A 12609-nucleotide genomic window follows, 5' to 3' on the forward strand; every position below is an offset into this window, starting at 1 on the left:
GGCGTCTATTATGCGCGTTCGCCGCGGCGACGGTAGGTGTCAAGCACCACGGCGGCGACGATCACCAGGCCGGTGACGATGCGTTTCACCGGTTCGGACACGCCCACCTGCGCCAGGCCGGCTTCCAGCACGGAAATGATCAACACGCCGATAAAGGTGCTGATGACGGAACCGCGGCCGCCCATCAGGCTGGTGCCGCCGATCACTACCGCGGCGATCACCTGCAGCTCCATGCCGACGCCGCCGTTCGGGTCGGCCGCTTCCAGGCGCGAGACCTGGAACAGGGCGCCCACGCCAGCGAGCAAGCCCATCAGCGCGAAGACCAGCACTTTCGACGGCTTTGGATTGATGCCCGACAGGCGCACCGCTTCTTCATTGGTGCCGATGCCGATCCAGTGGCGGCCCAGCACGGTGCGCGTCAGCACCAGGTGGCCGATGACGACGATCGCGATCGAGGCGATAAAGGCCGGCGACAAACCGAACACGATCGGCGAGCTGATGCCTTCGACGGCGCCGCCGATATATTCGGTGCGCGAATTGGTCACCTGGTAGGCCAGGCCGCGCGCCATTTCCAGCACGCCCAAGGACACAATAAACGAGGGAATGCGCCAGCCGACGGAAATCAGGCCGGTCACCGCGCCGCAGGTGGCGGCCACCAGCATGCCCAGCAGGGCCGCGCTCCACACCGGCCAGCCCCAGTGCACCACCGCCAGTGACAAGACGGAGGCAGCCAGCGCCATCACCGAGCCGACCGACAGGTCGATGCCGCCGATAATCAAAATAAACGTCATGCCGACCGCCATCACCACCAGGGACGGGATATTGTTCGACAAAGTGCTGAGGGTGGCCAGGGTAAAGAAGTTTTCGCTGGCAAACGAGAACAGCACGCACATGGCGACCAGCGCGCCGATCAGGCCCGCATAGTTTTTCAGGTCGGCCAGGCTGCGCTGCAAATACGAAGGAGAAGAAGGTGTCGTCATGGATAGCTTTCCGGCGGCATCAAGCCGCAGCGGGGGTGGAAGGAGTGTTCATGTAGCCGGAGAACGCCGCCGACAGCAGCGCGTCCTGGCTCCAGGCGCCGCGCTCGAAGGTGTCGACAATCTTGCCGGCGCTCATCACGGCGATGCGGTCGCAGATCAGCATCAGTTCGCGCAGGTCGCTCGAGACGATGACCAGGCCCTTGCCCTGGCGCGCCTGTTCGGCCAGCACCTGGTAGATGTCGAACTTGGCGCCGATATCGATGCCGCGCGTCGGTTCGTCGAACAGCATCACGGGGCAGTCGCGGTACAGCCAGCGCGCGATCACCACTTTTTGCTGGTTGCCGCCCGACAGTTCGCCGACAGCCTGCTCGCAGTTGCGCGAACGCACGCCGAGCTGGCCGATATAGTCGTTGGCGACCGTGGCTTCCGCCGCATGGTCCATCCAGCCGCCACGGTTGACGGTATCGAGCGAAGCGAGGGTGGTGTTGATGGCGATCGACTGGCGCAGCAGCAGGCCCTGGCCCTTGCGGTCTTCGGTAATCATGGCGATGCCGGCTTTCACGGCCGCCTGGGGCGAGCCGAGCATGGCCGGTGTTTCGCTGTCGCCGAGGAATACCTGGCCGGCGTCGGCGCGGTCGGCGCCAAAGATCAGGCGCAGCAGTTCCGTGCGGCCCGAACCGATCAGGCCGGCAATGCCGAGGATCTCGCCGGCGCGCAGGTCGAACGAGGTGGGATGCACGACATCGCCGCGCGCCAGGCCGCGCACGCGCAGCAAGGGTGCGCCGATGTTACGGCCGCTCAGGTCGATCTCGTCGTCGGCCGAGCGGCCCACCATCAAACTGACCAGGTCGGCGGCAGAATGCCCCGCGATATCGTCGTCGCACACCAGCTGGCCGTCGCGCAGCACGGCGATGCGGTCGGCCACGCGCTTGAGTTCTTCCAGGCGGTGCGAAATATAAATAATCGCCACGCCTTCGGCTTTCAGGCGCTCGATCTGCAGGAACAGCAGTTCGACTTCGCGGTGCGTCAGCATGGCGGTCGGTTCGTCCAGCACCAGCAAACGGCAGGTACCGATCAGGTTGCGCGCGATCTCGATCATCTGCTGGTGGCCAATGCCGAGTTCGCCCACCAGGGTCCACGGATCGAGCGCGCCCAGGCCGACTTTTTCCATCTGTTCGCGCGCGTCGCGTTCGAGGCGGGCACGGTCGATCCAGCCGAAACGTTGCGGCAAGTTTTTCAGGTACAGGTTTTCGGCAATCGACAGGGTGGGAATCAAATTGAGTTCCTGCATCACCATGCGGATGCCCAGCGCTTCGGCGGCGCCGCGCGAGGCTGGTTGATACGGCTTGCCGTCAAGCAGCATGGTGCCCGTGGTGGCTTGCTCCAGGCCGCAGACGATCTTCGACAGCGTGCTCTTGCCCGCGCCGTTTTCGCCCGTCAGTGCCAGCACCTGGCCGGGAATGAAGCGCAGTGCCACGCCACCCAGCACGGGGCCGACATAGGACTTGCCGATATTATCGAGCGTGAGCAAAGGGGTGGTGGCGGCGTGCGCCGCAGGGGTGTTGGCAGGCATGGAGGCTCCGCGTAAAAGGACAAACGGGGCTGGCGCCTGCCATTGCGGCAAACGCCAGCCCCGGCGGGATCAGACGATCAGGACTTGGCGCCCTTGGCGACCAGTTCCACCTTGGTTTCGATGGTGCCGCCCAGCTGGGCTTGCTTTTTCTTCTCGGCCAGCGCTTTCAGCACGGCTTCGATGCCGAACACGGCTTGCTGCGAACCGAACTGGTCAGCAGTTGCCAGCACGCGGCCGTCGGCCAGCATCGGCTTGATGGCATTGATGTTGTCGTAACCGACGACTTTCACCTTGCCGGTCTTGCCGGCAGCCTTGATGGCCGAGACGGCGCCGATGGCCATGTTGTCATTGCCGGCCAGGATGGCGGTGATGTTCGGGTTGGCGTTCAGCATGGCGGCAGCGACCGTATTGGCCGGCGCGATTTCCCACTGGCCCGACTGGACGCTGACGACTTTCGCGCCAGCGCTGGCCATCGCGTCCTGGAAGCCCAGAGTACGCTGCTGCGCGTTGTAGGTGGTCGACACGCCTTCGATGATGGCGACCTGGTCGCCCTTCTTGATCTGCTTGGCCAGGAAGTCGCCGACGATCTTGGCGCCCTTGCGGTTGTCAGGACCGACGAACGGGATCGAAATGCCTTTTTCCTTCAGCGCTGCATCGTCGAGCTTGTTGTCGATATTGACCACCAGAATGCCGGCGTCGACGGCTTTCTTCAGTACCGGCACCAGTGCTTTCGAGTCGGCCGGGGCGATCACCAGGGCGTTCACGCGCGAGACGATCATCTGCTCGACCAGCTTGATCTGGCTGGAGGTGTCGGTTTCATCCTTGATGCCGTTCGACAGCAGGTCGTACTTGGCGGCATTGGCTTTCTGGTGCGCCTTGGCGCCGTTTTCCATGGTCAGGAAAAATTCGTTGGCGAGCGACTTCATCACCAGTGCGACCTTCGGTTTGGCTGCCGTCTGCGCCATCGCTGGCAGGGCAGGCAGGGCGCAAACGAGAACGGCGGCGGCGATCATTTTGAGGCGAATACGGGATGTCATGTCAGTCTCCAGGGTATGGTTAGGCAAGCACGTCTGAGCAATGCTTTTTTGTAAAACGCAGCGCGCAAACGTTTGCGCGTAGCGAAGTGTGCCTCAATGCCCCATTAGAGTGCAAGCAATTCTGTATGTGCGGTGCAGCAAAATTGCGCTTTGCCATGAAAAAACCCGGCGCGCGGCCGGGTTTCGGAAGGTGCCCGGACAACTGGCTTTATCTGCGCCCGCGTGCCGGTGCGCCAGCCTTGGCCGGCGCCTTGCCGCGGCTGATCGGCGCGGCAGCGGCCGGCTTGGCACGGGTCTTGATGGTCGACAGGATCGACGGGCGCACCTTCGATTCGGCCGCCGAGGCTTTTGGCGCGGCCGCCGTGCCGCCCAGGGCGATACGGTTCTTGCCCGGCGTGACCTTGAATTTGTCGGGTGTGCCGGCACCGTGCGTCTGGCGGCTGCGCTCGCCTGCGGCCAGACCGCCGGACTCGGACGAAGTCCAGGCCGGAATCAGGTGCTTGTCGCCATTGCCGATCAGGTCGCCACGGCCCATGTTGACCAGCGCTTCGCGCAGGATCGGCCAGTTGGCCGGGTCCTGGTAGCGCAGGAACGCCTTGTGGGTGCGGCGGATCTTGCCGCTGCGCGCCGTTTCCACCGTTTCCGAGTCGGCGGTCACTTTGCGCAAAGGATTCTTGCGCGTGTGATACATGGTGGTGGCCATCGCCATCGGCGTGGGCATGAAAGTCTGCACCTGGTCGAGCTTGAAGTTGTTCTTCTTCAGCCACAGCGCCAGGTTCAGCATGTCCAGGTCGGTGGTGCCGGGGTGGGCGGCGATAAAGTATGGGATCAGGTACTGTTTTTTGCCCGCTTCGAGCGAGAAGCGGTCGAACATTTCCTTGAATTCGTCATACGCACCGATGCCGGGCTTCATCATTTTCGACAAAGTGCCCTCTTCCGTGTGCTCGGGCGCGATTTTCAGCAGGCCACCGACATGGTGCGTGACCAGTTCCTTGACGTACTCGGGCGAGCGCACGGCCAGGTCGTAGCGCAGGCCCGAGCTGATCAGCACCTTCTTGATGCCGGGAATCGCACGCGCCTTGCGGTACAGGGAAATGAGCTTGCTGTGGTCGGTGCCGAGGTTCACGCAGATCGACGGGTACACGCACGACAGGCGGCGGCACGACACTTCGATCTCTTTTTCCTTGCACGCCAGGCGGTACATATTGGCGGTGGGGCCACCCATATCGGAAATGGTGCCCGTAAAGCCTTTGGTTTTATCGCGGATATGCTCGATTTCACGCAAAATCGACGGCTCCGAGCGGCTCTGGATAATCCGGCCTTCGTGCTCGGTGATCGAGCAGAAGGTGCAGCCGCCGAAGCAGCCGCGCATGATGTTGACGGAAAAGCGGATCATTTCCCAGGCCGGGATATGCGCCTTGCCATAGCTCGGGTGCGGTGCGCGCGCGTAGTTCATGTCGTACACGCCATCCATCTCGTCCATGGCCAGCGGCAGCGGCGGCGGATTGAGCCACACGTCGCGTTCGCCATGTGCCTGCACCATGGCGCGGGCATTGCCCGGATTCGATTCCAGGTGGAACACGCGCGAAGCGTGCGCATACATCACCGGGTCGTCTTTGACTACGTCGTAGGCCGGCAGGCGCACCACGGTCTTGTCGTGCTTTTCCTTGGCCATCGCCAGCCGTTCTTCGCGGCTCATGATGCGGATCGGCTTGATCACTTCGGCCGACTTCGAGGCGTTCTCGGTGGCGCAGGCGGTCTTGTCTTCCTGCACCATGTCATACGGGCTGTAGTGCGGATCGACCTTGCCGGGCACATCGACGCGGGTGGAATTGTGCACGCCCCAGTCGTCGCCAGGCAGCCAGCCGGCCGGCACCATGAAGGCGGTGCCGCGCAGGTCGCGGATATCCTTGATCGCCTCGCCGGCGGCCAGGCGGTGCGTCAGGTCGACCAGTGCGCGCTCGGCATTGCCGAAAATCAGCAAATCGGCCTTGGAATCGGGCAGCACGGAACGGCGGACCTTGTCCGACCAGTAATCGTAGTGGGCGATGCGGCGCAAGGACGCCTCGATGCTGCCGATCACCACCGGCACGTCCGGATACGCTTCGCGCGCGCGCTGGGCGTAGACGGTGACGGCGCGGTCAGGGCGCTTGTTCGGTTCGGCGTTGGCCGTATAGGCGTCGTCGGAGCGGATCTTGCGGTCGGCCGTGTACTGGTTGACCATGGAATCCATATTGCCGGCGGTCACGCCATAGTACAAACGCGGCTTGCCGAGAATGCGGAAGGCCTCGGCCGACAGCCAGTCGGGCTGGCTGATGATGCCGACGCGGTAGCCTTGCGCTTCGAGCAGGCGGCCGACCAGCGCCATGCCGAAACTCGGGTGGTCGATATAGGCGTCGCCGGTGACGAGAATGACGTCGCACTGGTCCCAGCCCAGCGCGTCCATCTCGGCGCGCGACATCGGCAGGAAAGGCGCTACGGCAGCGCGGGCAGACCGCTTGGGAACGGTCGCAAATAAATTGGTAGGGGAGTTCATTGGCCGGATTGTACCGGAATTGGCCATTTCAAACCTGACAGCCTGAATTTGACTGTTGGATTTTTGTACAAAAAAACGTTTATGTTTCAATCACTTGGGGGCTATGTGCCCCAGTGGGGCGCATAGCGATCGCGAAGCGACAGCCCCCCGTCAAATCCCCATATTGGCAAGAATCTCACCCAGTTCCCGCAGTGCCGGTTCCAGTTTAGGATGCTTGACGGCAAACTTGGCCGACAATTCCTGGCTGCGCTCGGCCAGGCCATAGGTGATCGATTCTTCTTCCTGCGGTTCCCGGGCTTCGAGCGCGGCGCGCTTTTCCAGCAGCAGGTGGATATCGCCATCGAGCTTGTGCAGCAAACCTTGTAACTCTTCATCGACGGGGCCGCTGGACTCCAGGTTCGACCGCAGCTGTTGTAACGATTCCTTGAGTTTGCTTTCCATGTTTTTTCCTGTCAGTCAGTAAATTGCGTGTCCAGGTACAGTTGCTCCACCTTGCTCCTGGCCCACGGGGTCTTGCGTAAAAACTTCAGGCTCGACTTGATGCTCGGCTCGCTGATAAAGCAATTGATATCGATGCGCTTGCCCAAACCGTCCCAGCCGTAATGGGCTTGCAGTCGCGTCACGATCGCTTCCAGGGTGACGCCATTCAAATCTTGACTCATTTTTTTCTTTCGACTACTTGTTTTCCATATTACTCAATTCTACGCCGTCCGCACGTTACGCTTGCACCGTCCGCTCAAGAACGATGCAAGCATACCTGTGCTTATTGCGTCTTCAGGCCACGGCGTTCCAGCAGCGGCTCGACGGTGGCGTCGCGGCCGCGGAAGTCACGGAACAGTTGCAGCGCATCGACGCTGCCGCCGCGCGACAGCAGTTTGGCTCTGAACCAGTCGCCGTTCTTGCGCGTCAGGCCGCCATTTTCCTTGAACCAGTTGACCGACTCGGCATCGAGTTTTTCCGACCACAGGTAGGCGTAATAGGCCGCCGAATAGCCGCCTGAAAAACTGTGCGAGAAGTAGCTGGTGCGGTAGCGCGGCGGCACCGGCGCATAATCAACGCCGGCATCCTTCAGGGAGGCCGCTTCGAATGCCAGCACGTCGGTCGGGATCTGGTTCGGCGCCAACTGGTGCCAGCGCTGGTCCAGCAGAGCCGCCGACAGGTATTCGGTGGTCATGAAGCCCTGGTTGAATTTCTTGGCGGCCATCACTTTGTCGAGCAGTTCCTGCGGCATTGCCGCACCGCTCTGGTAGTGCTTGGCGTAGTTCTGCAGCACTTCCGGCCACACCGCCCACATTTCATTGACTTGCGACGGGTACTCGACGAAGTCGCTCGGCACGCTGGTACCGGCAAAGCGCGGGTATTTCACGTTCGAGAACATGCCGTGCAGCGCATGGCCGAACTCGTGGAACATGGTGGTCACTTCGTCGAACGTCAGCAGGGTCGGCTGGCCGGCCGGCGGCTTCGGAATATTGAGCTGATTGGCCACTACCGGGTGCGTGCCCATCAGGGACGATTGCGATACATATTCATTCATCCAGGCGCCGCCGTGCTTGTTGCCGCGTGCATAGAAGTCGGCGATAAACAGCGCCAGCGGCTTGCCGTTGGCGTCGATCACGTCATACACGCGCACGTCCGGGTTATACACCGGCAAGTCTTTACGTTCCTTGAAGCTGATGCCGTACAGTTTATTGGCCGCAAAGAACACGCCGTTATTCAGCACGCTATTAAGTTCCAAATAGGGCTTCAACTGGTTCTCGTCGAAACTGAAACGCTGGGCGCGCAGTTTGTCCGTATAGATGGCCCAGTCGGCGGCCGCGACGGTAAAACCGCCTTTTTCCGCGTCGACCACGCCCTGCAGGTCAGCCGCTTCGCGGCGCGCATTGGCCACCGCCGGTTTTGCCAGTTCCGACAGCAGAGTGTTGACGGCGGTGGTGGTCTTTGCCGTCTGGTCTTCCAGCGAGTAGGCCGCGTAGTTCGGGTAGCCGAGCAAGGTGGCGCGTTCGGCGCGCAGTTTCGCCAGCTTCAGCACGATGGCGCGGTTATCGAATTCGCCGCCCTGGCTGCCACGATTCAAGGACGCGTCCATCAGGCGCTGGCGCGTGGCGCGGTTGGTCAATACGGCCAGCGGCGGCTGGCCGCTGGTGTTGACCAGGGCGATGACGAACTTGCCGTCCAGGCCGCGCTCCTTGGCGGCGGCGGCGGCCGTGTCGATATCGCTGTCGGTCATGCCGGCCAGTTCTTCGCGGGTGTTCACCACCAGGCCCTTGGCATTGGTTTCCTTCAGCACGTTTTGCGCAAAGGCCGTTTCCAGGCCGGCCTGCTCGGCGTTGAAGGCCTTCAGTTTGTCCTTGTCGGTGTCGGACAGCTTGGCGCCGGCGCGCACGAAATCGGTGTGGTAACGGTCCAGCAGGCGCAGCGATTCGGCATCGAGACCCAGCTGGTCGCGCTTGGCGTACAGGGTATCGATGCGGGTAAACAGTTTCGGATTCAGGCTGATGGCATCCCCATGGGCGGCCAGCTTGGGCGATACATCGACTTCCACCGCTTCGAGGGCGGCATTGGTATTGGTCGAGGTCATGTTGCTGAAAATGCTCTGCACGCGGTGCAGCAGCTGGCCCGTGCGTTCCAGCGCGACGATGGTGTTTTCAAACGTCGGCGCCTGGCGGTTGTTGGCGATCGCATTGACTTCGGCCAGCTGGCGCTTCATGCCTTCGGCAAACGCCGGCGCGTAGTGCGCGTCCTTGATCAGGCCGAACTGCGGCATCTGGAACGGCAGCGGGCTGGCCTTGAGCAGCGGGTTTTGCGCGCTGATGGCGGCGGCCGGCGCGGCGGTGGCGGCGAGGGCTTGCGGAGCGGCATGGGCCAGCATGACGCTGGCGGCGAGGACGAGCAATTGTGGACGGAGCATGAGATCCTTCGGGAAATGCGGGGAAGAACCGCGATCGTGTCGCGGACCAGTTGTAAATCATAGCAGGCTGCCTGCCAGGCGGGGCGTATCGGGCAATAACACAGGTTTCTTGCGGCACAGCAGGCGTTTAACCAAATAAAAATGGCCGTCACGCATGACGGCCATTTTTAGTCTGGCGACGGCTTACTTGCCGGTCAAGCCGCGGCGCTCCAGCAGCGGTTCGATTTTCGCATCACGGCCACGGAAGTCGCGGAATAATTGCAAGGCATCGGCGCTGCCGCCGCGCGACAGCAGCTTGGCGCGGAACCAGTCGCCGTTCTTGCGCGTCAGGCCGCCGTTTTCCTTGAACCATTCAACCGTGTCGGCGTCAAGCTTTTCCGACCACAGGTAGGCGTAGTAGCCGGCCGAATAGCCGCCCGCAAACGCATGCGAAAAGTAGGTGGTGCGGTAGCGTGGCGGCGCCGGCGCGAAGTCGATGCCGGCGTCCGCCAGGGCGGTTTTTTCAAACGCCAGCACGTCGGTCGGGATCTGGGCCGGGGTCAGCTGGTGCCAGCGCTGGTCCAGCAGGGCCGAGGCCAGGTATTCGGTAGTCTTGTAGCCTTGGTTGAAGTTGTCGGCCGCCGTCACTTTCGTCAGCAGCTCGGCGGGAATCGCCACGCCGGTCTGGTAGTGCTTGGCGTAGTTCTGCAGCACTTCCGGCCACAGCGCCCACATTTCATTGACTTGCGACGGGTATTCGACGAAGTCGCGCGGCACGCTGGTGCCCGAGAAGCGCGGATATTTCACGTTCGAGAACATGCCGTGCAGGGCATGGCCGAATTCGTGGAACATGGTGGTCACTTCGTCGAACGTCATCAGGGTCGGCTGGCCCGCTTCCGGCTTTGGAATGTTCAGGTTATTGGCGATCACCGGCTGGTTGCCCAGCAGGGCCGACTGGCTGACATAGGCATTGGCCCAGGCGCCGCCGCGCTTGTTGCTGCGCGCATAAGGGTCGAGCGTGAAGATGGCCAGCTGCTTGCCGTCTTCGTTGAAGACGTCGAATACCAGCATGTCGGCGTTATATACCGGCAAGTCGGTACGCTGCTTGAAGGACAGGCCGTACAGCTTGCCGGCGGCAAAGAATACGCCCTTGGTCAGCACGCTGTTCATTTCAAAATAAGGCTTCAACTGGTTCTGGTCGAAGTTATAGCGCTCGGCGCGTACCTTGTCGCTGTAGAAAGCCCAGTCGCTGGCGGCGACCTTGAAACCGCCTTTTTCCGCATCGATCACCTTCTGGATATCGTCCGCTTCATGGCGCGCGTTGGTGACGGCCGGCTTGGCCAGTTCGCCCAGCAGCGCATTGACGGCGGTGGTGGTCTTGGCGGTCTGGTCTTCCAGCGAATAGGCCGCGTAGTTCGGATAGCCCATCAGCGCGGCGCGTTCGGCGCGCAGTTTGGCCAGGTCCAGCACCACCTGGCGGTTGTCGAATTCGCCGCCATGGCTGCCGCGCGCCTGCGACGCGGCCATGATGCGTTCGCGCAGTGCGCGGTTGGTCAGCTGCGACAGCGGTGCCTGGCCGGTGGTGTTGACCAGCGCGATCACATACTTGCCGTCCAGGCCGCGCTTCTTGGCCAGGCCGGCGGCCACTTCGATCGCCGCCGGCGACAGGCCGTCAAGCTCTTCGCGCGTGTCGACGACGACTGCCGAGGCATTGAGTTCCTTCAGCACGTTCTGCGCAAACGTGGTCGACAGGGCGGCCAGCTGGCCGTTGTAGGTTTTCAGCTTGTCCTTGTCGGCGGCCGACAGCTTGGCGCCGGCGCGCACGAAATCGGTGTGGTAGCGTTCCAGCAGGCGTTTGGATTCGGCATCGAGACCCAGCTTGTCGCGCTTGGCGTACAGGGTGCTGATGCGCTGGTACAACTTGCCGTTGAGCATGATCGCGTCGCTATGGGCCGCCATTTTTGGCGCCAGCTCGCGTTCCAGGCCCTGGATCGTCTCGTTGGTGTTCGAGCCCGACATCACCGAAAACACGGTGCGCACGCGGCCCAGCAGCTGGCCCGCGCGTTCCATGGCAACGATGGTGTTCTCAAAACTGGCCGCTTTCGGATTGTTGGCGATCGCATTGATTTCCGCCAGATGCTGGGCCATGCCGGCCGTAAAGGCGGGCGCGTAGTCGGCGTCCTGCACCTTGTCGAAGGCGGGGTAATGGAAAGGCAGGGTGCTGGCTTGCGCAAACGGGTTGCTGGCAGGCAGGGCGACCGCGACGGTAGCGGCGGCTGGCGCCTTGGTGGCGGCAAAAGCGGCTGGCGCCAGCATCAGGCTGGCGGCGATGACGAGCAGTGTTGGACGGGTCATGACATCTTTCAAAGAACGCAAGAGAACCGCGATTGTGTCGCGGACCAGCCTGAAATAATAACAGCCTGAAACACTTGCGTCACCCGCAACAACCGCAGGTATCACGCCATGCAGTGATGCTTGGTCATTCTCAATAGTGCGGCGGGCGCTCGTTGACCTGGCCGCCATTGGCCTGCTGCGCGCCGTCGCGCACGTGCTCGCCCAGCTTGTGCAGCATCGCTTCGAGCTGGTCGATGCGGCGGCCCTGCTGGTACACCATCTGGTTCAGCGACTCGACCAGGTCTTCCTGCTGCGCCAGCTTGATCTCGATATCGACGAAACGGCTTTCCATCTGTTCATTGTCCATAGTGCTCACGGTAACTCCTGGCATCAAACGCGCATTTTACCCTCCAGCCTCGCGATCCACCGCAAACAAGCTGCTGTCCTGGCCACGCAACGCAGATTGCCTCGCTATCCTTGAGATTGCATGAAAACTCCTTGATGAATGAGAACAATCGATTACAATGGATACGTCAGCCGAGATTGAGCCGTGTTTGATCGATACCTTCAAGACGGCGCAATATCGCCGCTGGGAAGGCAAGCTGCATGATGTTGCGGCGGCCGCCATCGATGCGCGCATCAAGAATTTGCAGCATGGGAAAAAAGGCGACTGGCGCACGGTGGGCGAAGGCGTGTGTGAACTGCGCTTCTTGCAAACGGGCCCCGGATGGCGCGTGTATTTTCATGAAACCAATCTGGGCTGCTTGATCCTGTTGCTGCTCGGTGGCGACAAGTCCAGCCAACAACACGATATCGGCCAGGCGAAAAAGATCCTCGCCGAATTGAAAGCCACGCAGGCGGCGCTGAGGAAACAAAAGCAGGCTACCGCTCACACCAGTCCAGGAAGAAAAAATGAACCAAGAAAATGATCGCGATACCTTCGACCTCGACGACCTGGCCGCGCTGGGCCTGACCCGTTTCGATCCGACCCAGCATCTGACCAGCCCCGACGCCATCGCCGCCTACATGAGCGAAATCGTCGCCACCGGCAACGCCGAACTGTTCCAGGCGGCGATGAACGACGTGGTGCGCGCGCATGGCATGGGCAAGGTGGCAGCCAAAGCCGATATCACGCGCGAAGGCGCGTATAAAGCCTTGCGCGAAGGCAGCAAGCCGCGCTTCGAAACCATCCTGAAAATGCTCGATGCGCTGGGCATGCAGTTTGCCATCGTGCCCAAGGTCACGCCGGACGCCGGCTGAAC

General features: G+C 61.9%; 11 protein-coding genes. 2 read left to right on the forward strand and 9 right to left on the reverse strand.

Annotated features, from left to right (window positions below; all coding sequences use genetic code 11):
- Positions 1-8: 8 nt before the first annotated feature.
- The 9 genes from AC0Z42_RS23120 to AC0Z42_RS23160 all read right to left on the reverse strand — a co-directional run bounded on the left by AC0Z42_RS23120 (position 9) and on the right by AC0Z42_RS23160 (position 11714).
- Positions 9-980 (reverse strand): ABC transporter permease, encoded by a 972-nt coding sequence (locus AC0Z42_RS23120; RefSeq protein WP_485470525.1) that lies wholly within the window; start codon positions 978-980, stop codon positions 9-11.
- A 19-nt stretch (positions 981-999) separates the two neighbouring features.
- A complete protein-coding gene (locus tag AC0Z42_RS23125; RefSeq protein ID WP_485470526.1) occupies positions 1000-2553 on the reverse strand; it encodes a sugar ABC transporter ATP-binding protein in 1554 nt (517 codons plus the stop codon).
- Between the two features lie 77 nt (positions 2554-2630).
- A complete protein-coding gene (locus tag AC0Z42_RS23130; protein WP_485470527.1) occupies positions 2631-3590 on the reverse strand; it encodes a substrate-binding domain-containing protein in 960 nt (319 codons plus the stop codon).
- 208 nt (positions 3591-3798) lie between these two features.
- Positions 3799-6126, reverse strand: coding sequence for a YgiQ family radical SAM protein (locus AC0Z42_RS23135; RefSeq protein ID WP_485470528.1), 2328 nt, complete (start codon positions 6124-6126; stop codon positions 3799-3801).
- A gap of 150 nt (positions 6127-6276) precedes the next feature.
- Entirely contained in the window at positions 6277-6567 is a 291-nt protein-coding gene (locus AC0Z42_RS23140; protein WP_485470529.1) for a DUF4404 family protein, read from the reverse strand.
- A gap of 11 nt (positions 6568-6578) precedes the next feature.
- Positions 6579-6788 (reverse strand): VF530 family protein, encoded by a 210-nt coding sequence (locus tag AC0Z42_RS23145; protein ID WP_094442472.1) that lies wholly within the window; start codon positions 6786-6788, stop codon positions 6579-6581.
- 101 nt (positions 6789-6889) lie between these two features.
- The gene (locus tag AC0Z42_RS23150; RefSeq protein ID WP_485470530.1) at positions 6890-9034 is read right to left on the reverse strand and encodes a M3 family metallopeptidase; all 2145 of its coding nucleotides are present in this window, start codon (positions 9032-9034) and stop codon (positions 6890-6892) included.
- A 183-nt stretch (positions 9035-9217) separates the two neighbouring features.
- Positions 9218-11368 carry a M3 family metallopeptidase gene (locus AC0Z42_RS23155; protein ID WP_485470531.1) on the reverse strand — a complete coding sequence of 717 codons (2151 nt, stop codon included), beginning with the start codon at positions 11366-11368 and terminating at the stop codon, positions 9218-9220.
- A gap of 130 nt (positions 11369-11498) precedes the next feature.
- Positions 11499-11714, reverse strand: coding sequence for a SlyX family protein (locus tag AC0Z42_RS23160; protein WP_094442476.1), 216 nt, complete (start codon positions 11712-11714; stop codon positions 11499-11501).
- Between the two features lie 157 nt (positions 11715-11871).
- Here AC0Z42_RS23160 and AC0Z42_RS23165 point away from each other — a divergent pair, with 157 nt between their 5' ends.
- On the forward strand, positions 11872-12276 hold the full coding sequence (locus AC0Z42_RS23165; RefSeq protein WP_485470532.1) for a type II toxin-antitoxin system RelE/ParE family toxin: 405 nt from the start codon (positions 11872-11874) through the stop codon (positions 12274-12276).
- Positions 12260-12607 carry an addiction module antidote protein gene (locus AC0Z42_RS23170; RefSeq protein WP_485470533.1) on the forward strand — a complete coding sequence of 116 codons (348 nt, stop codon included), beginning with the start codon at positions 12260-12262 and terminating at the stop codon, positions 12605-12607. Before AC0Z42_RS23165 ends, AC0Z42_RS23170 begins: the two co-directional genes overlap by 17 nt.
- Positions 12608-12609 lie beyond the last annotated feature (2 nt).

Source organism: Janthinobacterium sp. 1L-D-8-B-C4 (genome assembly GCF_057291295.1).